The following is a 24,903-nucleotide window of genomic DNA, read 5'->3' on the forward strand; positions in this document are numbered from 1 at the left end:
GGCCTCCTTCAGGAGCATCGTCCGACGAAACGGATCCCGGTTCGTCGAAGACAATGCGGCAAAATCAAACACCTAGAGCCGCGCGACCGCCGCCGCTCTAGGAGAGGACCGGGCGGGCGGGGAGAGCGGGCAGATCGGGCCGCCGCACCAGCGGCCCGATGGCGATCAGGGTGGCGAAGAGCAGGGCGATCTCGATGTGGTAGACGACGAGGTAGCCGGTGGAGGCGTCGTTGAGCGCCTCGCCGAGGCGGCCCGCGACGGCGAGCGCGGAGCCCGCATCCCGCACGATGCCGCTCGCCGCGATGGCGAGGCCGGCCGCGCCCGCCTGGACGGCGCCCCAGGCGCCGAGGGCGAGGCCCGCCTGCTGCGGGCCGGCCCCGGCCATGGAGGCGGTGAGCGTGCCGTGGGCGAAGAGCCCGCCGCCGACGCCGATCAGCGCGACGCCGGCGGCGAACAGGCCGCCGGAGCCGAGGGGGGCGGCGAAGACCACCGCCGAGAAGGCCGCGATGCCGACCACCGCGCCCGCCGCCGCGACCCGGAACGGGTCTCCGCCGCGGTTGAGCCAGCGCGCAGCGGCGAGGAGGCCGGCGCCCCCGCCGACCGCGAGCACCGCCGTGAGCGCGGTCGTCGCCGCCACCGGCAGGCGCAGGATCTGCCCGCCATAGGGTTCGAGCAGGATGTCCTGCATGCTGAACCCCGCCGTTCCGAGGCCGGTGGCGAGGAGCCGCCGGCGGGCGCGGGGCTGCGCCGCGTAGGCCGCCCAGGCCCGGCCGAAGCCGTCGGCAGAATCCTGGACGGACGCGCCGGAGGGCCGGCGCGGCTCCTGCTTCCAGAGCGCCACGCCGTTGAGGACCAGGGTGGCGAGGGCGGCGCCCTGGATCACCTGGATCAGCCGGATGGCGGAGAAGTTCGCGAGCGCGAGACCGAACACCACCGCGCTCGCCATCATGCCGAGGAGCAGCATGGCGCAGAGCAGGGCCACCACCTTCGGCCGGGCATGGGCCGGCGCGAGGTCGGTGGCGAGCGCGAGGCCGACCGTCTGCGTGGTGTGGAGGCCCGCCCCCACCAGCACGAAGGCGAGCGCCGCCGCGCCCTGCCCGATCGCGACCGGGCCCGTCGTGTCCCCCGACAGGATCAGGAGGGCGAAGGGCATGATCGCGAAGCCGCCGAACTGCAGCAGCGTGCCGAACCACAGATAGGGCACCCGCCGCCAGCCCAGGACCGAGCGGTGCCGGTCCGAGCGGAAGCCGACGAGGGCCCGGAACGGCGCGGCGAGGAGCGGCAGCGACAGCATCACCGCGACGATCCAGGCCGGCACGCGCAACTCGACGATCATCACCCGGTTGAGCGTGCCGATCAGCAGCACCGCCGCCATCCCGACCGTCACCTGGAACAGGGACAGGCGCAGCAGCCGGCCGAGCGGCAGCTCCGCGCTCGCGGCATCCGCGAAGGGAAGGAGGCGGGGTCCGAGCCGCGTGAGCGCCCGGACGAGGCTGACGGCCTCGCTCATCGGCGCGCGAGCTCCAGGGCCTGCGAGAGATAGAAGCCGCGGGCGATCCGGCGCGACCGCGCGACCGCGAGGGGCGCCAGCGCCGCCTCGCGGGCGATGCGGCGGCGCAAGGACCCCTCGGCCACCGGCTCGATCGCAGGCGCGCGGTCGCCGCGGGGAAACAGCCGGCCGACCGCGTGCATCAGCGTCAGGAGCGGGGTGCGCGGGGCGACCGTGAACAGGAGCGAGCGGTCGGTGCGGGCGGCGAGCTGCGCCAGCGCCCGCACGATGTCGCCGCTGCGGTAGTGGATGAGCGAATCCATCGCCACCACGTGGTCGAAGCGGCCGAGCGCCGCGTCGAGCATGTCGCCGACCCGGAAGTCGAGGCGGCCGGGCAGCCCCGGATCCGCGGCCCGCGCACGGGCGAGCCCGATCAGCGTCGGCGAGACGTCGACCGCGACGACCTCGGCCCCCCGCCGCGCCGCCTCCAGGCTGAAGGCGCCGGTGCCGCAGCCCGCATCCAGGATGCGCCGCCCGGACAGGTCCTGCGGCAGCCAGGAGAGCAGCTCGGCCCGCATCGCCTCGCGTCCCGCCCGGACGGTGGCGCGGATGCGGCTCACGGGCGCGTCGGAGGTCAGGCGGGCCCAGGCCTCGACGGCGGTGCGGTCGAAATAGGTCTCGAGCTCGCTGCGGCGCGAGGCGTAGGTGGCGCTCGGCATCAGTCGAATCCCAGGAATTCGAACAGGTCGCGGTCCTTCATCGGCCGCGCGTCGAGGGGCTCGACCCCGGCCCAGAGCGCCTCGGCGAGGTGCAGGTACTCGGCCTGCACGGCGGCGAGTTCGGGCGAGGGCTCCATCTCGAACAGGGTCGCCTTCTTGAGGCGCGAGCGGCGCACCACGTCGAGGTCGCGGAAATGGGCGAGGCGCCGGAGGCCGGTGGCGGCGTTGAAGCGGTCGATCTCGTCGGTGGCCGCCGAGCGGTTGGCGATGACGCCGCCGAGGCGCACGCCGTAATTCTTCGCCTTGGCGTGGATCGCCGCGACGATGCGGTTCATGGCGAAGATCGAGTCGAAGTCGTTCGCCGCGACGATCAGCGCCCGGTCGGCGTGCTGGAGCGGCGAGGCGAACCCGCCGCAGACCACGTCGCCGAGCACGTCGAAGATCACCACGTCGGTGTCGTCGAGCAGGTGGTGCTCCTTGAGGAGCTTCACGGTCTGGCCGACGACGTAGCCGCCGCAGCCGGTGCCGGCGGGCGGTCCGCCCGCCTCGACGCAGCGCACGCCGTTGTAGCCCTCGACCACGAAATCCTCGACGCGCAGCTCCTCCGCGTGGAACTGCACCGCCTCCAGCGCATCGATGACGGTGGGCGCGAGGCGCTTGGTCAGCGTGAAGGTCGAATCGTGCTTGGGGTCGCAGCCGATCTGGAGCACGCGCTTGCCGAGCTTCGAGAAGGCGACCGAGAGGTTCGAGGAGGTCGTGCTCTTGCCGATCCCGCCCTTGCCGTAGACGGCGAAGACCTTCGCGGTCTCGATGCGGATGTCCGGATCGAGGGCCACTTGGACGCTTCCGTCCTGGCGCCCGTCGGGCACGGGCCTGGCTGCGACGGGGTTGCGGATCGCGATGGTCATGCGGCGGCCTCTGCGCTGATGCCTTCGAGCCGGTCCTCCAGGGCCTCCTCGGCCCGGTCGAGGGCGGCCCGCGTCTCGGGGTCCGGGTTCCAGAATCCGCGCTGGTGCGCCTCGATCAGCCGCTGGGCGACCTTGGCGGAGGCCGCGGGATTGAGGGCGGCCATGCGCTCGCGCATGGCGGCGTCGAGCACGTAGGTCTCGGTGATGCGCTGGTAGATCCAGGGGGCGACCTGATCGGTCGTCGCCGACCAGCCCACCGTGTTGGTGAGGTGCTGGTCGATCTGGCGCACGCCCTCGGAGCCGTGGCCGAGCATGCCCTCGACCCATTTGGGATTGAGCATGCGGGTGCGGGTCTCCAGCGCCACCTGCTCGGCGAGGGAGCGCACCCGGCCCTCGCCCCTCGTCTGGTCGCTGATGTAGACCGGGACCGACCCGCCCCGGGCGCGGGCCACCGCGCGGGCCATGCCGCCGAGCCCGTCGAAGTAGTGGTCGACGCTGGTGACGCCGACCTCCACCGAATCGAGGTTCTGGTAGGCGAGGTCGACGCCGGCCAGCACCGCCTGCATCAGGGCGCGCCGCGGCTGCGGCCGGCCGTTGCGGCCATAGGCGAAGCTCTTGCGCCGCGCGAAGGTCTCGCAGAGGTCGGCCTCGTCCTCCCAGCGCCCGCTCTCGACGAGGTGATTGAGATTCGCCCCGTAGGCCCCTTCGGCGTTGCTGAAGACGCGCAGGGACGCCGTCTCGAGATCGATGCCCTGCGCGGCCTGGAGGGCGAGGGCGTGCTTGCGCACGAAGTTGCGCTCCGGCGGCTCGTCGGCGCTGGCCGCGAGGTAGGCGGCCTCGGCGATCAGGCCCGTCTGGAGCGGCAGCAGGTCCCGGAAGATCCCCGAGAGGGTGGCCACCACGTCGATGCGCGGCCGCGCGAGGTCCGCGAGCGGGATCAGCGCCGCGCCGCAGAGCCGGCCGAACCCGTCGAAGCGCGGGACCGCGCCCATCAGGGCGAGGGCCTGCGCCACCGGGGCCCCCTCGCTCTTGAGGGTGTCGCTGCCCCACAGCACCAGCGCGACGCTCTCCGGCAGGGGGGCGCCGTCGGCCGCGTGGCGGGCGAGCAGCCGCTCCACCTGCGCGCGGCCGTCCGCGAGAGCGAAGGCGCTCGGGATCCGGTAGGGGTCGAAGCCGTGCAGGTTGCGGCCGGTGGGCAGGAGCGCGGGCGTGCGCAGCACGTCGCCCCCGGCCACGGGCGGGATGAAGCGCCCGTCGAGGGCGCGCAGCAGCGCGGGGATCTCGTGGTCCTCGGCGAGGAGCCGGTCCGTCTCGGCGAGCGCCCGGAAGGCGGCGCGGCTCGCGGCGTCGGCGGGAAGGCCCGCGGCGGCGATCGCCTCCTCGGGGGACGCGCCCGCGACCAGCCGCGCGATGCCCTCCCGCGCGGGCTTCAGCCCATGCGCCGCCTCGGCGAGGGCGAGGAGGAGGTCGGCGCGCTCGGGCGCCGGGGTCCCCTCCCCCACCACGTGCAGGCCGTGCGGGATCAGCGTGTGTTCGAGTTCGACGAGCCCCGCCGCGAGGCCGGCGATGGCGGCCTCCGCGTCCTCCCCCCATTCCGTCCCGGCCGGGACGAGGTCGAGGGCCTCGGCCTGCACGCGGATCAGGGCGCCGAGCCGGCCGCGCTCGGCCTCGTCCTCCGGCGGCAGGGCGCGCCAGCGCTCGACCGAGGCCTTGAGGTCGACGAGCCCGCGATAGAGCCCGGCCTGGGCGAGGCTGGGGGTGAGATAGCTCACGAGCGTCGCGGCGGCGCGGCGCTTGGCGAGAGCCCCCTCCGAGGGGTTGTTGGCGGCGTAGAGGTAGATGTTCGGCAACCCGCCGATCAGCCGCTCGGGCCAGCAGGCGGCGGAGAGCCCGGTCTGCTTGCCGGGCATGAATTCGAGGGCGCCGTGGGTGCCGAAATGCAGCACCGCGTCCGCGCCGAAATCCTCGCGCAGGTAGCGGTAGAAGGCCGAGAAGGCGTGGGTCGGCGCGAAGCCCGTCTCGAACAGCAGCCGCATCGGGTCGCCCTCGTAGCCGAAGGCGGGCTGGATCCCGACGAGGACGTTGCCGAAGCGGGCGCCGAGCATGAGGAGGGCGGAGCCGTCGCTCTGCTGGCGCCCCGGCGCCGGCCCCCATTGCGCCTCGATCTCGGCGAGGTGGGGCTCGCGCCGCACGTGCTCCTCCGCCGGGATGCGGTGGACGACGTTGGCCGGCGTGCCGAAGCGGGCGGCGTTGCCCTCGAGCACGCGGCGGCGCAGGGCCTCGGCGCTCTCCGGCACCTCGACGGAGTAGCCGTCGGCCGCCAAACCCGCGAGCACGCGCTGGAGCGATTCCCACACCGACAGGAAGGCGGCGGTGCCGGTCGCCCCCGCATTCGGGGGGAAGTTGAACAGCACCACGGCGATCCGCCGCTCCGCCCGGGGGCGCTCGCGCAGCCGCACGAGGCGCTCCACCCGCTCGGCGAGGCGGGCGGCGCGCTCGGGCTGCACGATCATGTCGCGGGCCGTCTCCGCGCCCGGCCGGCCGGAGCGCCCGCCGAACACCATCGGGGCGGTGGCCCCGTCGAGTTCGGGGATCGCCACCATCATGGTCGCCTCGACCGGCGACAGGCCGCGGTCGGAGGCCTCCCACTGCTCCAGGGTCTGGAACTCCACCGCCTGCGCGGCGAGGTAGGGCACGTCGAGGCGCGCCAGCAGGGCCGCGGCCGCGGCGGCGTCGTTGTAGGCCGGGCCTCCGACGAGGGAGAAGCCGGTGAGGGAGACGAGGGCGTCGATCGCCGGGCGGCCGTCGCGCAGGAAGTAGCGCTCCACCGCCGGGCGGTTGTCGAGCCCGCTCGCGAAGGCCGGCACCACCGCCAGCCCCCGCGCTTCGAGGGCCGCGATCACGCCGTCGTAATGCGCGGTGTTCCCCGCGAGCACGTAGGAGCGCATCAAGAGGAGGCCGATCCGCCCGCGCGCTCCCGCGGGCGCGGGCAGGCGCTCGGCCCGCTCGCCGACGCGCCCGGCGAGGCCCGGATGGTAGAGGCCGGTCTCCGGATAGGCGAGCGGCTCGGCGGCGGTCAGGCGCCCGCGCCAGGCCGCCCGGGGGCCCGCCGCGTAGCGGGCGGCGAGGAAGTGAACGAGGTTGACGACGTTCTCCTCCGAGCCCGCGAGCCAGTATTGCAGGGTGAGGAAATAGGCCCGCACGTCCTGGGCCGAGCCCGGGATGAAGCGCAGGATGCGGGGGATCTGGCGGATCAGCGCCATCTGGCGCGCGCCGCTGCCCTGCGGTCCGCCGCGGCCGCGCAGGCGCTTGAGGATGTCGAGGGCGCCGCGCTGCGTGCCGTCCATGGAGAAGCGGTTCATCCGGGTGGTGCGCACCACCTCGGCCGCCGAGAGGCAGCCGATCATCGCGTCGCAATGCGGGCGGCGCGCGAGGAGCGCCGGCAGCACCGCGCGCACGTGCTCGTCCATGAACAGCATGGCCGAGAGCACGATGTCGGCCCGGCCGATCTCGGCGAGGCAGGCCTCCCGCGCTTCAGGGTCGCCCTCCCACTCGGCCGCCGCATGGAAGCCGAGCACGAGGCCGGGCGCCGTGCGGGCCAACGTCCGGCGCGCCCGCTCGACCGCCCCGGCGAGGTGGTTGTCGAGGGTGACGATGACGACGCGCAGCTCCGGCAGCGCGGCCGCCGCCTCACCGGCTGAAATGCGCTTTGGCATCGTACAGGGTCTCGACGGTGATGTGTGCCAGCGCCCGCTCGCGGGCGAAGCGCTCGGTGTTGCTGCGGGCCTTGGCCCGCACGAAGAACGGCACCTTGCGGAGTTCGCGCTCGGCCTCCGCGGACCAGAGCGCCGCCTCCGCGGGCGGGGGCACGGGCGCGGGAGCCGCCCGCGGCCCGCCGCCGAGATGCGAGGGGGCCGCCCCGTCGTGGAATTCCGGATCGTCCCGGAACATCGCGAGCAGGTGCTCCTCCAGGCCCATCATCAGCGGGTGGACGAAGGTGTCGAACAGGACGTTGGCGCCCTCGAAGCCCATCTGCGGCGCGTGGCGGGCCGGCACGTCCTGCACGTGCATCGGCGCCGAGATCACCGCGCAGGGGATGCCGAGGCGCTTGGCGACGTGGCGCTCCATCTGGGTGCCGAGCACGAGGTCCGGCTGGGCCGCCGTGATCGCGGCCTCGACCGCCAGGGTGTCGTCGGTGATCAGGGCCTCGATCCCGTGCCCCTCCGCGGCGGCGCGCACCTCGCGGGCGGATTCGCGCGAATAGGTGCCGAGCCCGGCGAGGGTGAAGCCGATCTCGGCCGTGGCGACCCGGGCCGCCGCCACCGCATGGGTCGCGTCGCCGAAGACGAAGACGCGCTTGCCGGTGAGGTAGGTCGAATCCACCGAGCGCGAATACCAGGGCAGGCGCGAGCCTTCCGCGGCCAGGACCGGGGCCGGATCGACGCCGGCGAGCGCCGCCACCGCCTCCACGAAGGCGACGGTCGCCCGCACGCCGATGGGCGCGATCTCGACGAAGGGCTGGCGGTGCGTGCGCTCCAGCCACTGCGCGGCGGTGCGCGCCACCTCCGGGTAGAGCACGACGTTGAAGGCGGCCTGCCCCAGCCGCCCGAGATCCGCGGGCGCGGCGCCGAGGGGCGCCACCACGTTCACGGCGATGCCCAGCCGGTCGAGCAGGCCGCGCACCTCGCGCAGGTCGTCGCGGTGGCGGAAGCCGAGCGCGGTCGGCCCGAGGATGTTGCAGCGGGCGGCCTCGGCCGGACGCGGCGCGGGCGGGCCGGCGAGCGCCCGCACCAGCCGGTAGAAGGTCTCGGACGCCCCCCAGTTCTCCTTCTTCTGGTAGGCCGGGAGTTCGAGCGGGATCACCGGGATCGGCAGGCCGAGGGCGCGGGAGAGCCCGGCCGGATCGTCCTGGAGGAGTTCGGCGGTGCAGGAGGCGCCCACGATCATCGCCTGCGGGCGGAAGCGCGCATGGGCGGCGGCGACCGCCTCCTTGAAGAGCGCGGCGGTGTCCGCGCCGAGGTCGCGGGCCTGGAAGGTCGTGTAGGTCACCGGCGGGCGCGTGTCGCGCCGCTCGATCATGGTGAAGAGCAGATCGGCGTAGGTGTCGCCCTGGGGGGCGTGCAGCACGTAGTGCAGGCCCTGCATCGATGCGGCGATGCGCATCGCGCCGATATGGGGCGGTCCCTCGTAGGTCCAGAGCGTGAGCTGCATCGCCTCAGACCTCCAGCCGCGCGCGCCGCACGAGGGGGCGGGTGAACAGGGCGGCGAGGTCGCCGGCCTGCTCGTAGCCCTGGATCGGCGTGAAGATCAGCTCGATGGACCATTTGGTGGCGAGCGCCTCCGCCTCGAGCGGATTGGCGAGGCCGAGCCCGCAGATGGTGAGGTCGGGCCGCGCCGCCCGGCAGCGGTCGAGCTGGTCGTCGAGGCTCTGCCCCTCCGTCACCGCGACGCCGTCCGGCAGCAGGGCGAGATCCTCGGCGAGGTGGGCCCGGTGGAGATAGGGCGTGCCGACCTCGATCAGCGCCGCGCCCAGCTCCCGCGACAGGAAGCGGGCGAGCGGCACTTCGAGCTGCGAATCGGGGAAGACGAACACCCGCCGGCCGGCGAAGCGCTCGCGATGGGCCGCGAGGGCCCGGCCGGCCCGGGCGCGGGCCGGAGCGGTGACGGACGCGCTGCGCGCCGCGGGCACGCCGAAGGCGCGGGCGGCGGCGTCGAGCCAGAGCGTCGTCCCCTCCGCCCCGAGCGGGAAGGGCGCGGGGATGCGCCGGGCGCCGCGCTCGTCGAGGGCGCGGGCGGTCCCGGCCAGGAAGGGCTGGGCGAGGAGGTAGCGGGTCCGCGGGCCGACCGGCGCCTGCTCCGCCGCCCGCCGGCCCGGCAGGAACCGCACCGGCCCGATGCCGAGATCGGCGAAGAGCCGCGCGAACTGGTCCTCCACCACGTCGGCGAGGGCCCCGACGACGAGGAGCGAGGCGGCCTCGTCCCGCGGCAGCTCCGGCACCAGGGCGGCGAGGCAGGCATCCTCGCCCTCCGTGAAGGTCGTCTCGATGCCGCTGCCCGAGTAGCTCAGCACGCGCACTCCGGGGGCGAGGTCCGCCGACAGGCGGGCGGCCGCCCGCCCGAGATCGAGCTTGATCACCTCGGACGGGCAGGAGCCGACGAGGAACAGGAGCCGGATGTCCGGCCGGCGCTCCAGCAGCCGCCGCACCACGCGGTCGAGTTCCTCATGCGCGTCGGCGAGGCCCGCGAGGTCGCGCTCCTCGATGATCGCCGTGGCGAAGCGCGGCTCGGCGAAGATCATCACGCCGGCCGCCGACTGGACCAGATGCGCGCAGGTGCGCGAGCCGACCACGAGGAAGAAGGCGTCCCGGATCTTGCGGTGCAGCCAGACGATCCCGGTGAGTCCGCAGAACACCGCCCGCTGGCCGCGCTCCTGGCGCAGGACCGGCCCGCAGGGGACGGGGGCGGCGAGCGCGCTCATCGGGCCGCCCCGACGAGGCCTGCGGAGCCGCTCGGCCTCTCCGCCCGGGCGGCCCGCAGCTTGAGGAGGAACTGCGCGGCGTTGACGAGGTAGGCCGCGTAGGCCGCGAGCGCGAGCAGCATCAGGGCGGCGGTGCCCAGCGCCCCCGTCGCCAGGGCCGCCAGATAGGCCGTGTGCAGGGCCAGCACCACCATGCTGACCGCATCCTCCCGCGCGAAGGCGGGGGCGAACAGGTAGCGGCCGAAGACGTCCTTCTCCCACAGGGAGCCGGTGACCATGATCGCGTAGAGGGCGATGGTCTTGGCCACCACCGACGCGTTCGCCAGCGCCGCCCCCTCGCCCGTCGCGAGGGTGCGCAGGACCAGCCCGAGGCTGACGAGGAAGATCGCGAACTGGATGGGGGCCAGGATCCCCTGCACGAGGGTCCAGGGCGAGGCGTCCCGGCGCCGCCGCTCGGCCTCGCTGTACAGAACCGGCCGATCCGTGGACTTCGCCATCGCGTCCGCCCCGCCTGGTTTCCGCCCTGCGCCCCGCGGTGGCCGCAGGGTGTCGTTGGGGTCAGCCTAGGACCAGCGGCGCGCGAGTGTCAACTCATGTTGACACCAACTCAGGATGACATTCAGGGGATGACGATACGATTGTGACTTGCGGCAACGCGCCAGATGGGTATCTTGGCTAGAATTCGGGCCGCGTCGTCCCACGAGGGCGGTCCCAATTCAGAAGATGTTGCTGTAAGCGCAAGCAAATCCGAACTTCCTGCGCATCGGGGAGGTGCTGATGGGAGATCAAGCGCAACCCAGCGTCTTGCCCGGCAGCGTATCCGCGCCGCGGGAGTCCGCCCGCGGCGCCTGCGAGATCGGCCGGCGCGTGCGGTGGCGGGACGATCTCGCGAAGGTGGTCGAGGCGGAGATCATCCCCCGCCTGATGCTCGCCCATCGCGCCGGGCCCCCGCCGCGCCGGCTGCCCACCCGCCACCCCCGGGCCGAGGACATCGCCCGCCTCAGCGACCTGATGCTCGCATTGGGGGACGGCGACTCGATGGCGGAGATCCGCGGCCTGCTCGATGGCGGGCTGAGCCTGGAATCCCTGCTGATCGAGGTCCTCGCCCCGACCGCCCGGCACATCGGCCGCCTGTGGGAGGAGGACGAGTGCGACTTCGTTCAGGTGACGGTGGCGATGGCGCGCCTGCGCCGCATCGTCCACGACCTCGAGATGCTCTGCCTCGATGCGCGGCCGGTCGATCCGGCGAGCCGCCGCATCCTGCTGATGCCGGCGCCCGGCGAGACCCACACCTTCGGGCTGACGCTCGCGGCCCACTTCCTGTCGGAGGCGGGCTGGGACGTGGTGACGAGCCTCGACGGTCCCCTCTCCGAGGCGCTGGGGCGCCTGCGAGCCGAGTGGTTCGACGTCGTCGGCCTGTCCCTGTCCTGCAACGTCTATCTCGACGGGTTGGTCGAGGCCGTCCCGGTGATGCGGCGCGCCTCCCGCAACCGGGATCTCGGCATCCTCGTCGGCGGCCCCGCCTTCCTCGACCGGCCCGACCGGGTGCGCTGCGTCGGCGCCGATGCCGCGGTGATGGACGCCCGCGCCACGCCGGATATCGCACAAAGCTTGCTTGATCTGCGGGTTAGAGCCTGCTGAAGTTCTGTTCGGTGCGGTCGACGTGCAGTGGTGACCCTTGAACAGACCCCTGAGCCCTGCTGCGAAGGAATCTTTCGCGGTGCTTCGAGACGCCGTCTCCCGCCTCGACCCCCGGACGACGGGCGCCCTCCTCGCCGCGGCGAGCGACGTCTCGCTGGTGGTGGACGGCGACGGCGTGATCCGCGACGCCGCCTTCGGCGCGGAGGGGCTGGCCGCGGAAGCCGGCGAGCGCTGGCTCGGGCGGCCCTGGATCGACACGGTCACGGTGGAGAGCCGTCCGAAGATCGCGAGCCTCCTCGAAGATGCGACACCCGGGGCGGTGACCCGCTGGCGGCAGGTGAACCATCCCTCGGCCAACGGCGGCGCCGACGTGCCGATCCGCTACTCGGCCCTGCGCATCCCCGACGACGGCCGGATCATCGTGATCGGGCGCGACCTGCGCGCGCTGGCGGCCCTGCAGCAGCGCCTCGCGGAATCGCAGCAGGCCCTGGAGCGCGACTACGCGCGCCTGCGCAGCGCCGAGACCCGCTACCGGGTGCTGTTCCAGCTCGCGGGCGAATCGGTGCTGATCGTCGACGCGGCGACCCGGCGCATCAGCGAGATCAACCCGGCCGCGGCCCGGCTTCTCGGCCGTGCGGCCAAGCGCATCGTCGGGCGCGACCTCGTCGACCTGTTCGAGCCCGAGGCCGCGCGCGCCGTGCAGGCGCTCGTCGTCGGGCTGCGCCTGACCGGGCAGGCGGAGGATCTCACGGCCCGACTCGCCCATCGCCGCGGCGAGGCGCGCCTCGCCGTCGCCCTGTTCCGGGAGGATGCGGGCACGAACATCCTCGTGCGCCTCTCCCCCCTCGCCCCCGCGGCGGCGAGCCCGGCGGCGGCCCGCTCCGGCGCCCTCGACGTGATCGAGGCCATGCCCGAGGGCTTCGTCGTCACCGACCGCGACCGGCGCATCATCGGCGTCAACGCCGCCTTCCTCGACCTCGCGCAGCTCGCCACCGAGCACCAGGCGAAGGGCGAGACCCTCGACCGCTGGCTCGGCCGCGAGGGCACCGATCTCGGCGCCCTGTTCGGCACCCTGGTGGAGCACGGCTCGGTCCGCCACTTCGCCACCGTGATGCGCGGCGAGTTCGGGGCGGTGGAGGAGGTGGAGGTCGCGGCGGTCTCGGTGCCGGGCGGCGAGAAGCCCTGCTTCGGCTTCACCCTCCGCAGCCTGCCCCGGCGGGTCGCCACCGCCGCACCGGGCGGGCGCGAGCTGCCGCGCTCCGTCGAGCACATGACCGAACTCGTCGGGCGGGTCTCGATGAAGGCCCTGGTGCGCGAGACCACCGACCTGATCGAGCGCCTCTGCATCGAGGCGGCGCTGCGCATCACCAACGACAACCGCGCCTCCGCGGCCGAGATGCTGGGCCTCAGCCGCCAGGGCTTCTACGCCAAGCTGCGCCGCTACGGGCTCGGCGACCTCGACGGCACGGAGGAGGCCGAGGGCGGGGAGACCTGACGGGATCCCGCGCCCCGCTCTCGCGGCGCTGACGCAGGCGGACGCGGACGAATGCGTGAGCGGATCTCGCCCTCATCCACCCCACGTGTAAAGTTTACTTGACACTCGGAACGGCGCGTCCCACCCTCCTGGCATGACGACGACGCCCCTGGCGGTTCCCGCGCCCCGCGCGCTCCTGGAACTGCTCAAGCCGATCACGTGGTTCGCGCCGATGTGGGCCTTCGCCTGCGGGGTAGTGTCCTCGGGCGTCGGCCTTCAGGGGCGCTGGCCGCTGGCGCTCGCCGGGATCCTGCTCGCCGGCCCCCTGGTCTGCGCCACGAGCCAGGCGGTGAACGACTGGTTCGACCGGCACGTCGACGCCATCAACGAGCCGCAGCGGCCGATCCCTTCCGGCCGCATCCCGGGCCGCTGGGGGCTCTACGTGGCCGCGGGCTGGACGCTCGTCTCCCTGGCGGTCGCCGCCCTGCTGGGGCCCTGGATCCTCGGCGCGGCCCTGGTCGGGCTGGTCCTCGCCTGGATCTACAGCGCCCCGCCCCTGCGGCTGAAGCGGAACGGCTGGTGGGGCAACACCGCGGTCGGGCTCTGCTACGAGGGGCTGCCCTGGTTCACGGGCGCCGCCGTGATGGCCGCCGCCCTGCCGGACGCGCGGGTGATCCTGCTCGCCCTGCTCTACAGCCTCGGCGCCCACGGCATCATGACCCTCAACGACTTCAAGTCGGTGGAGGGAGACCGGCGCATGGGCATCCGCTCGCTGCCCGTGCAGCTCGGCACCGCGTCGGCGGCCCGCCTCGCCTGCCTCGTCATGGGCCTGCCGCAGGCCGCGGTCGCGGCGGCGCTCCTCGCCTGGGGCCGTCCCTGGCATGCCGGCCTCGTCGCGCTCCTGCTCGCGGGCCAGGGCCTGCTGATGCGCCGCTTCCTCGCCGATCCGCGCGGGCGGGCCGCGTGGTACAACGGCACCGGCACGCTTCTCTACGTCCTCGGCATGCTCGCCGCCGCCGTCGCGCTGCGGGGAGGCGGGGCATGAGCGCGCCCGCCGCCTTCGGCTGGGGCGCCATCCTGCGCCTCGGCCTCGTGCAGACCGCGCTCGGCGCCGTCGTCGTGCTGATGACCTCGACCCTCAACCGGGTGATGGTGGTGGAACTCGCCCTGCCGGCCGCGGTGCCGGGCGCCCTCGTGGCCCTGCACTACGCCGTGCAGGTGCTGCGGCCGCGCTGGGGGTACGGCTCGGACGTGGGCGGACGCCGCACGCCCTGGATCGTCGGCGGCATGGCCCTGCTCGCCCTCGGCGGGGTCGGCGCGGCGCTCGGCACGGCCCTCGTCGCGACCCATCCGGTCCCGGGCTTCGCGCTCGCGATCCTCGCCTTCCTGTGCGTCGGCATCGGGGTCGGCGCCGCCGGCACCTCGCTGCTCGTGCTCCTCTCCACCGGGGTCGCGCCCCGGCGCCGGGGGGCGGCCGCGACCATCGTCTGGATCATGATGATCGCCGGCTTCGCCGTCACGGCGCCGCTGGCGGGGCATTGGCTCGATCCGTTCTCGGGCGCGCGGCTCGTCGCGGTCTCGGGCGGGGTGTCGCTGATCGCCTTCGGGCTGGCGTTCGCCGCGATCCGAGGGGTCGAGCCGCCGCGGGTGGTCGCCGCCGGCCCGGACGCTCCCCGCCGGCCCTTCGGCCGCGTGCTGGCCGAGGTCTGGGCCGAGCCGGCGGCGCGCCGCTTCACGGTCTTCGTCTTCCTGGCGATGCTCGCCTACAGCGCCCAGGAGCTGATCCTCGAACCGTTCGCGGGCCTCGTCTTCGCGATGACGCCGGGGGCCACGACCAAGCTCGCCGGACTCCAGAACGGCGGCGTGCTCGCCGGGATGGTCCTCGTCGCCCTGGTGACCCAGGCGGCCCGGGGCTCACGGCTCGGCTCCCTGCGGGCCTGGACGGTGGCCGGCTGTGCCGGCTCGGCCGCGGCGCTGGCGGGAATCGCGGCCTGCGGCCTCGGCGGCTCCGGCATGCCGCTGCGGGCCTGCATCGCCGCGCTCGGCCTGTTCAACGGCATCTTCGCGGTCTCGGCCATCGGCTCGATGATGGCGCTCGCCGGAACCGGCGGAGCGCCGGACGGCGAGAGCCGCCACGGCACGCGGATGGGCGTCTGGGGCGCCGCCCAGGGCGTCGCCTTCGGGCTCGGCGGCTTCCTCGGGGCCGCGAGCGTCGATCTCGCCCGCCTCGCCCTCGGCGCCGTGGTGCCCGCCTACGTGACGGTGTTCCTCGCCGAGGCCGTGCTGTTCCTGCTCGCCGCGGGGCTGGCGCTGCGGATCGGGACGCCGGAACGCGGGGAGCCCCTCGGCCGCCTGTCGATGAGGCCCGCCTTGTAGGCCCCCTGAAGATCGGACGAGGACCGGGAGACACGGCCATGGACGAGGTCGATGCGGTGGTGGTGGGCGGCGGGCCGGCCGGGGCGACGGCGGCGACCGACCTCGCCCGGCGCGGACGCCGGGTGCTCCTCCTCGACTGGGCCGGGCGCATCAAGCCCTGCGGCGGCGCGATCCCGCCGCGCCTCATCCGCGACTTCGCGATTCCCGACGATCTGCTGGTGGCCCGCATCCGCGCGGCCCGCATGGTCTCGCCGAAGAACCGCGCGGTCGACATGCCGGTGGGCGAGGGCTTCGTCGGCATGGTCGATCGCGGGCCGTTCGACGAGTGGCTGCGCGCGCGCGCCGCGCGCGCGGGCGCCGAGCGGCGCACCGGCACCTTCCTGCGCCTGACCCGCGGGGGCGAGGGCGTCACGGTCCATTACCGCGGCGCGGACGGCGCGGCGGGTGCGGCGCGCACCCGCTTGGTCGTCGGGGCGGACGGCGCCGCCTCCACGGTCGGGCGCCAGGAGATCCCGGGCCATGCCCGCCTGCGGCAGGTCTTCGCCTATCACGAGATCGTCCGCGCGCCGGAGGCGGGCGCCTTCGACGGCGCGCGCTGCGACGTCTACTACCAGGGCGTCCTGTCGCCGGACTTCTACGCCTGGATCTTCCCGCACGGCGACACGCTCAGCATCGGCACGGGCAGCGCCCGGAAGGGGTTCTCGCTGCGGGGCGCGGTGGGGCGCCTGCGCGCCGCGACCGGGCTCGACGCGGGCGAGACCCTGCGCCGCGAGGGCGCTCCCCTCCCGCTCAAGCCCCTGCGCCGCTTCGACAACGGCCGCGACGTGCTGCTCACCGGCGACGCCGCGGGCCTCGTCGCCCCGGCCTCCGGCGAGGGCATCTACTACGCCATGCTGGGCGGGCGCCTCACGGCCGAGGCCGCCGACGCCTTCCTGGAGAGCGGCGATGCGCGGGCCCTGGCGAGCGCGCGCCGCCGCTTCCTGGCCGCGCATGGCCGGGTGTTCTGGATCCTGCGGCTGATGCAGACGGTCTGGTACCGCAACGATGCTCTGCGCGAGCGCTTCGTCAGCATCTGCCGCGACCCGGACGTGCAGTCGCTCACCTGGGACGCCTACATGAACAAGGAGCTGGTGCGGGCCAAGCCCGCCGCCCATGCGCGGATCTTCATGAAGGACCTCGCGCATCTGTTCGGGTGGGTGTCGCCGTGAGCGGCGGGCGCTGGGGTCCGGTGATCGTGGCGGCTGCCGCGGCGATCGTGGTGGCGGGAGCCGGCGCGTGGCTCACCGCCATCGGCCCCTGGTACCGGAGCCTGCGCGTGCCGCCCTGGAAGCCGCCCGACTGGGCGTTCGGGCCGGTCTGGACCGTGATCTACACCCTGACCGCCATTGCCGGGGTGCTCGCCTGGAACGCCGCGCCGGAGGGTCCGGAGCGCAGCTGGCTCCTCGTCGCGATCGGCGTGAACGCCGTTCTCAACATCGCCTGGAGCGGCCTGTTCTTCCGCCTCAGGCGGCCGGACTGGGCCTTCGTCGAGGCGCTGGCGCTCTGGCTCTCGGTGGCGGCGCTCCTGCTCGTGGTCGCACGGCACAGTAGCCTCGGCGCCCTCCTGCTCGTGCCGTACCTGCTGTGGGTGGGCCTCGCGGCCGCCCTCAACCGGGCGATCGTGACGCGCAACGGGCCGTTCGGGCCGCCGGTCGCGCGGGAGTGATACGGTTTCCGGAAGATCACTTTCGGAAACCGGATCACGAGCCCGCGCGGCGCCTGAGCGAGGCCGGGTTCCGCATCGCGAAGCGATCTTCCGGAAACCGTATGATGCCCGGGATCCTTGGCGGCCCGCGGGCGGGAGGACGGGACGCGTGTCGGATCTGTTCGCGGATGGCCGCATCGTCGATGCCGTGCTCCTCCTCGTGGCCGCCGAGGCGGTGGCGCTGGTCCTGTGGCGCCGCCGCGCCGGGCGCGGCCCGGGCACCGGGGCGCTGCTGGTCAATCTCGCGGCGGGCGCCTGTCTGATGCTCGCCCTGCGCGCCGCCCTCACCGGTGCCGCCTGGACATGGCTCGCCCTCGCGCTCGCTGCCGCCGGCGGCGCCCACGCAGCCGACCTCTGGCTGCGGCTCCGGCCGGACCGGTCCGCGCCGCCCTGATCCGTCCCGGCCGCGTCCCGCGGCAACCGGAGGAAGCCCCATGCGTCGCAGCACGGCCCTGGCCCTCGGGTCCAGCATGCTCGCGGCGACCGCCGCGTCCCTCGTGGCGGCCGGGGGCTCGCGGCAGCCCGGCCGAGCCCGGCAGGGATGTCGCGGGATTGCCCCACCCAACTCAAGCACCTCTCCAGGCCTGCACGGATTGGAGCGTCGGCGGAAGGAGATCCGGAGACCCAGCACAGGGACATGCCGCGCACCGGCGCCGTCTTTGGACCGTCGCGGACGAGCGGTCGCTTCGCGACCGTCCGTGCTGGGTCCCGGGTTGCATTGCGCTGACGCCGCATGCGCCCGGGAAAGAGGGAGGCGGGAGCGATCAGCGCGGCGGCACGGCCGGCCGCGACCTATCGCGGATCGATGCCCTGCTGCGGGCGCGGCGGGCCGCCGTGGTGATCCGTGAAGGTCGACCGCTCGCCGGTCTCCTTGGCCCGCTCGACCCGCATCCGCTGCCAGATGAGGACCAGTACCACGAGCGCGAAGGTCGTGAAGGCGAGCATGTAGATCAGGCCGGAATCGCCCATGGGGTTGCCTCCGTGTGGGCCGCGAGTGTCGGAGGCACCGCGGACGCTGCTTGCGAAACCGGCGGTCGCCCGGGCGAACCGGGCGCCGCCGCACTTGCAGAGCCAACTCGCGATGCTGCGCATTCGAGCGATGCGGCAAATCGCCGTTTCACCGATCGACGATCAGACCAAGCAGCGGAGCCGTGTCCGGCGGATCCGCTCCAATTGAGCGACAACAAACCGCCGGTGACGGGACCGGCGCCTCACGGCTTCGGCGCCGCCCCTCCGGCCAGTTCGGGATAGTCCTTGAGCATCGCGGCCCCGTCGAGCGGCTTGACGAGACCCTGGTGGCAGGTGGTGCAGTTGGCCTTGGGCGGGTCGCCCTCCGGACCGAGCCGCACCTCCGGCAGCACCGGGGTGAGGGGCTCGATGAAGTTGCCGTTGATGTCGCGCACCATGCGGATGCCGTGCCAGGCCGTCACGCGTTTGGGCGTGCTCTGGTCCCAGGCCGAGAAGGCGCGGCTGTTGTGGCAGTAGGTGCAGTTGACCCCGAGCGCCTCCGACATGTGGATCATCAGCGCGTAGGTCTTCTCCGTCGTCTGGAGCGGCTTGCCGGGGCCGGTCGGCAGCGCGGTGCGCGACGCGACGCGCACGGCGTTGCCGTCGACGTCCTTGTCGCCGAGCAGTTCCCGGTAGGGATCGTAGTTCATCGCGGTGAGGCCGGCCTGCAGGCTCGGGTGGTTCTGGCCGCCGTCCCGGGCGGCGAAGCCCATGGCGTGGGGCGGCCCGGGATTGTTGTGCCAGACGTTCAGCGGGACCGGGTTGCCGCGGTGGCAGGTGTAGCAGGTGACGCCGGTCTCGCCGACGTGGTTCTTCCAGGCGCCGTTGAGGTGGCGGACCATGCGCAGCATCGAGCGCGACACCGTCTTCGCGTAGACGCTGTCATCCGCCATGTTCTCGACGTTGTGGCAATAGGCGCAGCCCTGCTCGGGGGAGACCCATTCGGTCATCGAGACCATGAGGCGGTTGAACTGGTCCGTCGTGAGGTCGGTGAGCACCTGCACGTTCTGGTAGGTCTGCGTCGCCGGCTCCCCGTCCGCGGGGGCGGGATCCTGCGGGGCCGGGGCGACGTTCGCCGCGCGCCGGGCCGCGAGCGCGCGCGGGTCGTAGACCTGCTCCATGCCGGTGCCGCGGAACCCGACCTGCTCGGAGGTCACGGGCGGATGGGTCCAGCCCGCGCCGCCGAGCATCGCACCGGTGAGGAGCACGGCGACGACCACGCCGAGGAGTTGCAGGGCGAGTCTCATGGCGCACCTCCCGGCAGGGCCGCCGGATCGACCACCGGCCCGTAGATCAGCGGATATTGCGGGGCGACGCCGTGCTTGACGGCCCAGAGATACCAGTTGTCCACGACGGTGCCGGTGAGGAGGATGCCGATGCCGCCGGTGAGCGTGGTGAGCACCGCGAACCACCACGCCCAGCGGTGGACGGATTCCATGGTAGCGTTGAAGCCCATGGTCCAGCGCCAGAACAGGGCGGCGCGCTCCGTGGCGGTGCCGCGGTCCACGATCTGCTCGATCTCGCGCTCGGCGCCGTAGCGGCTCGTCGCCAGGATGGTGGCGCCGTGCATGGCGAACAGCAGCGTCGACCCGTACAGGAAGACGATCGAGAGCATGTGGAAGGGATTGTAGAACAGGTTGCCGTAGCGCAGCGAGAAGGCCGCGGTCCAGTCGAGATGCGGGAAGATGCCGAAGGGCACCGCCTCGCTCCAGCGCCCCATCAGGATCGGGCGGATGAAGCCGAGCACGAGGTAGAGCCAGATCGCCGAGGCGAAGGCCCAGGGCACGTGGTAGCCGAGGCCGAGGGCCTGGGCGCGCCGGAACATGCGCAGCCACCACAGCAGGATCGACGCGGTCAGGAAGAAGCCCGCGAGCAGCCACCAGCCGCCCTCGGCCAGCGGCGGCAGGATCTTGAGCCCGTATTCGGGGCGCGGCGGTTCGAGGGCGAGCCAGGGGAGCTGGCGCAGGAACTGGACCGGGTCCCAGTTCACCGAGGCCCACATGTTGAGGCCGATGATCTCGAAGGCGATGAACCCGCTCGCCAGCGACAGCGTGCCGAGGGTGCCGAGATAGATCGGCCCGACCTGCGCATTGCCGATCAGGCCCGCGAGGTAGCTGAAGCCGCCCCGGCCGACGCGCTTCTCGATCTGCGGGATCGTCACCCCGGGCTCGGGCCGGCGCGGATGGACCTGCACCTGCGTGTAGATGTTCTGGTAGTACCCCATGGCGGCGGATGCCTTCTGCAGGGTGGCGTCTCGATCGAGGGAACCGGCGTCAGCGCCAGACCGGCAGGTTGAGCCACCAGCCCCACCATTCGGGCCAGCCGCGGGTCCAGAACGGGCCGCTGATGACGATGCAGACCGCGCTCCAGAAGCCCGCCGAGAGGGCGAGGAACAGGCCGAGGCGGTGGATGCCGAGCGTGCCGATCGAGTAGCCGATCGTGTCGCGGAAGTAGGTGTCCTCGTGCTCGGGCGTCTTCACCACCTCCCCGGCGCCGGGATTGGTGGCGGACAGGATCAGCGAGCCGTGCAGCGCCAGCGCGAACGTCGTCGTGAAGAAGAACGACACGGCGAGCATGTGCGCCGGGTTGTAGTGGAAGTGGAGATACTGGTAGCCGACGTTCGATACCCAATCGAGGTGGCTGAGGATCCCGTAGGGAAAGCCGTGGCCCCAGGCGCCCATGAGCAGGGGGCGGACCACCACCAGGGTGACGTAGGCGAGGATCGCCACCGCGAAGGCGACCGGCACGTGGTAGCCGATGCCGAGCTTGCGGCAGATCTCGACCTCCCGCAGGGCCCAGGACACGAAGGCCCCGATGGCGCAGACGGTGATGAGCTGCCACAGCCCGCCCTCCCGCAGGGGTGCGAGCGCGAGCCCGTATTTGAGATCCGGCGGCGCGATGTTGATCTGCCAGATGTTCCAGGTCGGCCCGAGCGCCGCGCCCCAGACGATCAGCCCGGTGCCGAGCAGGCTGAAGAACAGCGTGGTGACGCCGAAGAAGCCGACGAAGAAGGGACCGACCCAGAAATCGAAGAGGTCGCCGCCGACGAGAGTGCCGCCGCGGATCCGATATTTCCGCTCGAAGTTCAGCATGGCCATGGGCGGCCCTCCCCGGTCCTCGGCAGGCGACGCAGCGTCGCGTTGTTCATCGGCCGGCGACGCGCAGCGTCGCGCCATTCGTCGGCCCGCGACGCGCAGCGTCGCATCATCCGCGGATCTCCGACGCGACCCGTCGCGTCTCCCGCGGGCGGTGCCCCGGTTCCCCGGGCCGCCGTCCGCGGTGTGGAGCGCGCGGCCGCGCTCCGGTGGGCCGTCAGGCCGGCAGCGCCCGCACGAGCGCGATCTCGGCCTTCTTCGCCACCGGTCCCTCCAGCCAGTTGAACCGGTTGGTGCTGAGCAGGATGAAGTGGATCAGCAGGGCGAGGACGAAGAGGAAGGTGAACAGCGCCACCAGCGTGCGGCGCGGATCGAACAGCAGCCAGATCTTGTGCATGACGAGACGTCCTTCCTCAGGCGATGAAGGGCAGGAGGCCGTGAGCGGCGTAGGAGACGCCGTCCGTCAGCGCGGAATAGCCGTTCGGCCCCGGCAGCCAGGGCCGCCACAGCCAGACGAGGAAGTGCGCGACGACCGCGATCGCCGTGAAGATGATGAAGCTGGTGACGAAGATTCCGTGGAATTCCTTCGCCTCCGCTTCGGTGAGCCCTGACAGGGTGCTGGGTTTGTCGAGTCCGTTGTCCATTGCCGAACCTCCGGATGCGGGGCCGCGCGGGGGGGTCCCGCGCGGCGGGGGCGCCCCGTCCCGCCGCGCGGCGGGACGGGACGGTCACTCCGTCGCCTTCCAGCGGCGGAACCTGTCCGCGCCTCAGCCCATGAAGGCGAAGGGGATGGCCGAGAGGGCCATCGCCCGCGCCTCGCCGAACACGGAGCGCCGCGGCCCGAGGGGGGCGGCGCGGCGGCCGGGATGGATGCGCTGGAGGACGGCCGCGGCCAGGAAGACCGGGTAGGTCGCCGCGAGGATGACGCGGAACTGGACCTGCTCCGAGCGAAACCGCGAGACCGTAGCGAACGGACGGGGCATGGCGTCTGGTCTCCTCCTCGCGCCGGATGGCGCGCATTCTGTCCAGGGGCCTTGGTCCGGAGCCTTGGCCCCGCGGCCCTCAGGCTGCCAAGGCGAGCGCGACCCGGGCGCGCTCGACGCAGAGTTCGGTGACGTGGTCGGATCCGGCCCGGCGGGCCTCGCGCTCGGCGGCGTCGCGCAGGCGCTTGGCGACGGAGATCCGCACCAGCACCGGGCTCGCCGCCACGGAGGCGTCGAGATGCGCGCGCGCCTGCGCATCCCAGGGCAATTCCCGGTGCGCCCGGGCCGGTGTCGCCTCGACGGCGTCGAGGTCGCGGGCGAGCGGCAGGACGTGGAAGAGCGCGTCGAAGAGCGCGTTGCAGACCTCCTGCACGAGGTAGGTCGCGCCGGAGAAGCCCATGAAGGGCGTGCCGGGATGGCGCCGCACCAGGGCGCCCGGGAAGGAGGCCGGGATGAAGGCCGCCCGTCCCCCGCTCTCGGCGAGGTACATGCGCTCGTTGAAGGAGCCGAACAGCACGAGCGGCGGCGTCTCGCGGATGGCCTTCTGCACGGCCGCGTTGTCGGGCTTGCACCCGGCCGTGCGCGCGACGCTGAAGCGGCAGGGCAGCCCCATCTCCTCCTCCAGGAAGTGGCGCAGGCCCCGCGCGTAGGTCTCGGTGGCGACGACGCCGAAGCTCGCCGAGGCGAAGAAATCCTGCGTCACCGAGCGCCAGAGGTCCCAGATCGGCTTCAGCGTCGTCTGCTTCTCCCGCGCGATGAACGGCTCGGGGTCGAGATCGAGGATCGCGCCGAGCGCCTGCAGGAACTTCGTGGTGCTGTGCACCCCGATCGGCGCCTGGAGGTAGGGCCGGTCGAGGGATTCGCAGAGGAGCCGGCCGAACTCGCGGTAGAGGCAGATATTGGCGTCGGCCTCGACGAGCCGCGGGATCTCGGAGAGGTGGCAGCCGAGCGGGAAGACGCAGTTGACCTCCGCCCCGATGCCCTCGACGAGGCGCCGGATCTCGGCGAGGTCGGAGGGCATGTTGAAGCTGCCATAGGCCGGCCCGATCAGGTTGACCCGCGGCTTCTCCCCCGGCCGGCGCGGCGGCCGGGGCGGGATCGCGCCCTTCCGGGCGGCCTTGCGCAATCCGTATTCCTGCCAGAGCCAGGACAGGGCGCGGTCGGCCGCCTGCCACTGGTCCTCGTCGATGGTGCGCGGCAGGAAGCGCTGGAGATTCGTGCCCTCGGGCGTCACCCCGCCGCCGATCATCTCGGCGATCGAGCCCGTGACGACGACGCTCGGCTGCGCGGGGTCGAGGGTGGCGTGGGCGCGCCGCAGGGCCGCCTCGGTGCCGTGGCGGCCGAGTTCCTCCTCGGCGAGGCCCGTGACCACGATCGGCAAGTCGTGCGGCGGCAGCGCGTCGGTGTAGTGCAGCACCGCGGTCACCGGCAGGTTCTCGCAGCCGACCGGGCCGTCGATGACGACCTGAAGGCCCTCCACCGCGGTGAAGACGTAGACGGCGCCCCAGTAGCCGCCGGCACGGTCGTGGTCGAGGACGAGCATCAGACCGTCTCCCCGGCCGGCGCGAGGCCCGCATCGCTACCGGCGAAGAACGCGCGCATCGCGGAGAACCGCTCCCGTTGCGCGAGGGCGGCGTTGATCACCTGCGCCAGCGACCCGGCACCGGCGACGCCCATCAGCGGGCGTGCCGAGATCAGGTTGGTGAAGTAGAGGGCGGGGATCGCCCGCTCCTTGGCCCTCTGCACGACGGGCGTCGTGCCGATCGCGAGATCGGGCCGGTACGCGTCGAGCGCCGCGAGGTCCTGTTCCAGGGAGGCGCGGAACTGCACCTGCACGCCGTGCGCCTCCAGCCAGTCGCGGTCCGCCTCCGAGAAGCGGGTGCGCGGGCAGGCGGTGCCGACATAGGGCAGCTCCGCCCCGCTCTCGACGAGGAGGCGCGCGACGAGGAGTTCCGAGCCCTCGTAGCCGGTGAGCGTGATCCGGCCGCGGATCGGATGGGCGGCCAGCGCCGCGCGGATGGCGGGCAGGATCCGGTTCTTGGCCGCCTCGACGGTGGGGCGCGCGACGCCGCAGGCCGCCCCCACCGCGTCGAGCCACGCGGCCGTGCCGTCGTGCCCCACGGGAGCGGAGCCGAAGACGGGCCGACCCGCCGCCTCGAACTCGCGGGTCGCAGAGATGTAGAAGGGATGGAGCGCCGCCACCGCGGCGCAATCGAGGGCGCCGTAGAGCTCCCGCCATTCCCGTGCCGGCACCACCGGCCCGGGGCTCAGGCCGAGGGGTTCGAGGAGCGCGCCGATCTGGACCGGATCGGCAGGGAAGATCTCGCCGAGCAGCGTCACGGTCGGGCGGCCGTCCCGCCCCTGGCGGGGCGCCGCGACCGGCCCCTGCTCGGCCTCCCGCCGCGCGACCCGCAGCATCGCGCCCGCGAGCACGTCCTTCGCCTCCGCATGGGTCGGCACGCCGAAGCCCGGCACGTCGATGCCGATGATGCGCACCCCGTCGATCTCCCGCGGCAGCAGACGCAGCGGCACGCCGGAGGCGGTTGGCACGCACAGGTTGATCACCACGACCGCGTCGTGCTGCGCGGGATCGGCGAGCGTCCGCACCGCCTCGCGGATGTCCTCGAACAGCCGGCCGGTGACGAGGGTCTCGGAATTGAAGGGCACGTAGCCGACCGTCCGGCGCGCGCCGTAGAAGTGCGCGGTGAAGGTCAGGCCGTAGACGCAGCAGGCGGAGCCCGACAGGATCGTCGCCGTGCGGCGCATGCGCAGGCCCACCCGCAGCGAGCCGAAGGCCGGGCACATGCTCTGGGGCTGGTCGTGGGGGCCGGCCGGGTAGTCGCGCTTGAGCGCCCGGACCGTCTCGCCGAGGCCCGCCACCGCGGCGGCCTCCTGCATCGCCGCCTTGCCCGCGTGGCAGCCGGTGCCCGGCGGGGGGGCCTCGCGGCGGGCGCGCAGCGCCCCGAGATCGAGGGAGGCAGCCATGGC

At 73.4% G+C, this 24,903-nt stretch carries 22 protein-coding genes and 1 pseudogene; 7 read left to right on the plus strand and 16 right to left on the minus strand.

All coding sequences use genetic code 11. From position 1 onward, the window contains the following. Nucleotides 1–97 precede the first annotated feature (97 nt). From ACE101_RS08420 to bchF, 7 genes are read right to left on the minus strand one after another with little or no spacing between them, the layout of a single operon-like run. Nucleotides 98–1,510, minus strand: coding sequence for a BCD family MFS transporter (locus tag ACE101_RS08420; protein ID WP_379127867.1), 1,413 nt, complete (start codon nucleotides 1,508–1,510; stop codon nucleotides 98–100). Further along, nucleotides 1,507–2,208: a magnesium protoporphyrin IX methyltransferase gene (gene bchM, locus ACE101_RS08425; RefSeq protein WP_379127870.1), complete on the minus strand. Its 702-nt coding sequence runs from the start codon at nucleotides 2,206–2,208 to the stop codon at nucleotides 1,507–1,509. The genes ACE101_RS08420 and bchM overlap by 4 nt, the downstream gene beginning before the upstream one ends. Then, the gene (gene bchL / locus ACE101_RS08430) at nucleotides 2,208–3,116 is read right to left on the minus strand and encodes a ferredoxin:protochlorophyllide reductase (ATP-dependent) iron-sulfur ATP-binding protein (protein ID WP_379127872.1); all 909 of its coding nucleotides are present in this window, start codon (nucleotides 3,114–3,116) and stop codon (nucleotides 2,208–2,210) included. Before bchL ends, bchM begins: the two co-directional genes overlap by 1 nt. Next, nucleotides 3,113–6,832, minus strand: coding sequence for a magnesium chelatase subunit H (locus ACE101_RS08435; protein WP_379127875.1), 3,720 nt, complete (start codon nucleotides 6,830–6,832; stop codon nucleotides 3,113–3,115). Before ACE101_RS08435 ends, bchL begins: the two co-directional genes overlap by 4 nt. After that, complete coding sequence (gene bchB, locus ACE101_RS08440; protein WP_379127878.1) at nucleotides 6,807–8,327, minus strand: ferredoxin:protochlorophyllide reductase (ATP-dependent) subunit B; 1,521 nt, start codon at nucleotides 8,325–8,327, stop codon at nucleotides 6,807–6,809. The genes ACE101_RS08435 and bchB overlap by 26 nt, the downstream gene beginning before the upstream one ends. A 4-nt stretch (nucleotides 8,328–8,331) precedes the next feature. Then, complete coding sequence (locus ACE101_RS08445) at nucleotides 8,332–9,594, minus strand: ferredoxin:protochlorophyllide reductase (ATP-dependent) subunit N (protein WP_379127881.1); 1,263 nt, start codon at nucleotides 9,592–9,594, stop codon at nucleotides 8,332–8,334. Beyond that, nucleotides 9,591–10,091: a 2-vinyl bacteriochlorophyllide hydratase gene (bchF, locus tag ACE101_RS08450; RefSeq protein WP_379127883.1), complete on the minus strand. Its 501-nt coding sequence runs from the start codon at nucleotides 10,089–10,091 to the stop codon at nucleotides 9,591–9,593. Before bchF ends, ACE101_RS08445 begins: the two co-directional genes overlap by 4 nt. Before the next feature lie 370 nt (nucleotides 10,092–10,461). On the opposite strand from bchF, the gene ACE101_RS08455 reads away from it, so the two are divergent. The 7 genes from ACE101_RS08455 (at nucleotide 10,462) to ACE101_RS08485 (ending at nucleotide 17,223) form a co-directional block, all read left to right on the plus strand. Then, nucleotides 10,462–11,235, plus strand: coding sequence for a cobalamin B12-binding domain-containing protein (locus ACE101_RS08455; protein WP_379127885.1), 774 nt, complete (start codon nucleotides 10,462–10,464; stop codon nucleotides 11,233–11,235). Between the two features lie 79 nt (nucleotides 11,236–11,314). Then, a complete protein-coding gene (gene ppsR / locus ACE101_RS08460) occupies nucleotides 11,315–12,730 on the plus strand; it encodes a transcriptional regulator PpsR (protein WP_379127887.1) in 1,416 nt (471 codons plus the stop codon). 133 nt (nucleotides 12,731–12,863) lie between these two features. Further along, nucleotides 12,864–13,754 carry a chlorophyll synthase ChlG gene (chlG, locus tag ACE101_RS08465; protein WP_379127890.1) on the plus strand — a complete coding sequence of 297 codons (891 nt, stop codon included), beginning with the start codon at nucleotides 12,864–12,866 and terminating at the stop codon, nucleotides 13,752–13,754. After that, on the plus strand, nucleotides 13,751–15,085 hold the full coding sequence (locus ACE101_RS08470) for a BCD family MFS transporter (protein ID WP_379127893.1): 1,335 nt from the start codon (nucleotides 13,751–13,753) through the stop codon (nucleotides 15,083–15,085). Before chlG ends, ACE101_RS08470 begins: the two co-directional genes overlap by 4 nt. A 38-nt stretch (nucleotides 15,086–15,123) precedes the next feature. Beyond that, complete coding sequence (locus ACE101_RS08475; RefSeq protein ID WP_379127894.1) at nucleotides 15,124–16,293, plus strand: geranylgeranyl diphosphate reductase; 1,170 nt, start codon at nucleotides 15,124–15,126, stop codon at nucleotides 16,291–16,293. Further along, the gene (locus tag ACE101_RS08480; RefSeq protein ID WP_379127896.1) at nucleotides 16,290–16,790 is read left to right on the plus strand and encodes a TspO/MBR family protein; all 501 of its coding nucleotides are present in this window, start codon (nucleotides 16,290–16,292) and stop codon (nucleotides 16,788–16,790) included. The genes ACE101_RS08475 and ACE101_RS08480 overlap by 4 nt, the downstream gene beginning before the upstream one ends. Before the next feature lie 148 nt (nucleotides 16,791–16,938). Next, a complete protein-coding gene (locus ACE101_RS08485; RefSeq protein ID WP_379127898.1) occupies nucleotides 16,939–17,223 on the plus strand; it encodes a hypothetical protein in 285 nt (94 codons plus the stop codon). A 398-nt stretch (nucleotides 17,224–17,621) separates the two neighbouring features. On the opposite strand, the gene ACE101_RS08490 is transcribed toward ACE101_RS08485, so the two are convergent. The 9 genes and pseudogenes from ACE101_RS08490 to bchY all read right to left on the minus strand — a co-directional run. Continuing rightward, complete coding sequence (locus ACE101_RS08490) at nucleotides 17,622–17,798, minus strand: hypothetical protein (protein ID WP_379127901.1); 177 nt, start codon at nucleotides 17,796–17,798, stop codon at nucleotides 17,622–17,624. Between the two features lie 242 nt (nucleotides 17,799–18,040). Next, the gene (pufC, locus tag ACE101_RS08495) at nucleotides 18,041–19,084 is read right to left on the minus strand and encodes a photosynthetic reaction center cytochrome PufC (RefSeq protein ID WP_379127903.1); all 1,044 of its coding nucleotides are present in this window, start codon (nucleotides 19,082–19,084) and stop codon (nucleotides 18,041–18,043) included. Next, nucleotides 19,081–20,061: a photosynthetic reaction center subunit M gene (pufM, locus tag ACE101_RS08500; protein ID WP_379127906.1), complete on the minus strand. Its 981-nt coding sequence runs from the start codon at nucleotides 20,059–20,061 to the stop codon at nucleotides 19,081–19,083. Before pufM ends, pufC begins: the two co-directional genes overlap by 4 nt. 49 nt (nucleotides 20,062–20,110) lie before the next feature. Beyond that, nucleotides 20,111–20,935, minus strand: coding sequence for a photosynthetic reaction center subunit L (pufL, locus tag ACE101_RS08505; RefSeq protein ID WP_379127908.1), 825 nt, complete (start codon nucleotides 20,933–20,935; stop codon nucleotides 20,111–20,113). A gap of 214 nt (nucleotides 20,936–21,149) precedes the next feature. Then, complete coding sequence (gene pufA, locus ACE101_RS08510; protein WP_379127911.1) at nucleotides 21,150–21,329, minus strand: light-harvesting antenna LH1, alpha subunit; 180 nt, start codon at nucleotides 21,327–21,329, stop codon at nucleotides 21,150–21,152. A 16-nt stretch (nucleotides 21,330–21,345) separates the two neighbouring features. Further along, complete coding sequence (gene pufB, locus ACE101_RS08515; protein ID WP_379127914.1) at nucleotides 21,346–21,576, minus strand: light-harvesting antenna LH1, beta subunit; 231 nt, start codon at nucleotides 21,574–21,576, stop codon at nucleotides 21,346–21,348. Nucleotides 21,577–21,699: 123 nt separating this feature from the next. Beyond that, nucleotides 21,700–21,915 carry a hypothetical protein gene (locus ACE101_RS08520; RefSeq protein WP_379127917.1) on the minus strand — a complete coding sequence of 72 codons (216 nt, stop codon included), beginning with the start codon at nucleotides 21,913–21,915 and terminating at the stop codon, nucleotides 21,700–21,702. Nucleotides 21,916–21,994: 79 nt separating this feature from the next. Next, on the minus strand, nucleotides 21,995–23,458 hold the full coding sequence (bchZ, locus tag ACE101_RS08525; RefSeq protein WP_379127919.1) for a chlorophyllide a reductase subunit Z: 1,464 nt from the start codon (nucleotides 23,456–23,458) through the stop codon (nucleotides 21,995–21,997). A 20-nt stretch (nucleotides 23,459–23,478) separates the two neighbouring features. After that, nucleotides 23,479–24,900 (minus strand): annotated as a pseudogene (gene bchY, locus ACE101_RS08530) (chlorophyllide a reductase subunit Y); the annotation flags it as partial. Nucleotides 24,901–24,903 lie beyond the last annotated feature (3 nt).

Origin of the sequence: Methylobacterium carpenticola (genome assembly GCF_042748905.1) — a bacterium.
GTDB classification, from domain to species: Bacteria; Pseudomonadota; Alphaproteobacteria; order Rhizobiales; family Beijerinckiaceae; genus Methylobacterium; species Methylobacterium carpenticola.

Bases quoted from the DNA above. Each gene is read 5' to 3' on its own strand.
- ACE101_RS08420 (WP_379127867.1), bottom strand. From the start codon at position 1,510: ATGAGCGAGGCCGTCAGCCTCGTCCGGGCGCTCACGCGGCTCGGACCC.
- bchM (WP_379127870.1), bottom strand. From the start codon at position 2,208: ATGCCGAGCGCCACCTACGCCTCGCGCCGCAGCGAGCTCGAGACCTAT.
- bchL (WP_379127872.1), bottom strand. From the start codon at position 3,116: ATGACCATCGCGATCCGCAACCCCGTCGCAGCCAGGCCCGTGCCCGAC.
- ACE101_RS08435 (WP_379127875.1), bottom strand. From the start codon at position 6,832: ATGCCAAAGCGCATTTCAGCCGGTGAGGCGGCGGCCGCGCTGCCGGAG.
- bchB (WP_379127878.1), bottom strand. From the start codon at position 8,327: ATGCAGCTCACGCTCTGGACCTACGAGGGACCGCCCCATATCGGCGCG.
- ACE101_RS08445 (WP_379127881.1), bottom strand. From the start codon at position 9,594: ATGAGCGCGCTCGCCGCCCCCGTCCCCTGCGGGCCGGTCCTGCGCCAG.
- bchF (WP_379127883.1), bottom strand. From the start codon at position 10,091: ATGGCGAAGTCCACGGATCGGCCGGTTCTGTACAGCGAGGCCGAGCGG.
- chlG (WP_379127890.1), top strand. From the start codon at position 12,864: ATGACGACGACGCCCCTGGCGGTTCCCGCGCCCCGCGCGCTCCTGGAA.
- ACE101_RS08470 (WP_379127893.1), top strand. From the start codon at position 13,751: ATGAGCGCGCCCGCCGCCTTCGGCTGGGGCGCCATCCTGCGCCTCGGC.
- ACE101_RS08475 (WP_379127894.1), top strand. From the start codon at position 15,124: ATGGACGAGGTCGATGCGGTGGTGGTGGGCGGCGGGCCGGCCGGGGCG.
- ACE101_RS08490 (WP_379127901.1), bottom strand. From the start codon at position 17,798: ATGGGCGATTCCGGCCTGATCTACATGCTCGCCTTCACGACCTTCGCG.
- pufC (WP_379127903.1), bottom strand. From the start codon at position 19,084: ATGAGACTCGCCCTGCAACTCCTCGGCGTGGTCGTCGCCGTGCTCCTC.
- pufM (WP_379127906.1), bottom strand. From the start codon at position 20,061: ATGGGGTACTACCAGAACATCTACACGCAGGTGCAGGTCCATCCGCGC.
- pufL (WP_379127908.1), bottom strand. From the start codon at position 20,935: ATGGCCATGCTGAACTTCGAGCGGAAATATCGGATCCGCGGCGGCACT.
- pufA (WP_379127911.1), bottom strand. From the start codon at position 21,329: ATGCACAAGATCTGGCTGCTGTTCGATCCGCGCCGCACGCTGGTGGCG.
- pufB (WP_379127914.1), bottom strand. From the start codon at position 21,576: ATGGACAACGGACTCGACAAACCCAGCACCCTGTCAGGGCTCACCGAA.
- ACE101_RS08520 (WP_379127917.1), bottom strand. From the start codon at position 21,915: ATGCCCCGTCCGTTCGCTACGGTCTCGCGGTTTCGCTCGGAGCAGGTC.
- bchZ (WP_379127919.1), bottom strand. From the start codon at position 23,458: ATGCTCGTCCTCGACCACGACCGTGCCGGCGGCTACTGGGGCGCCGTC.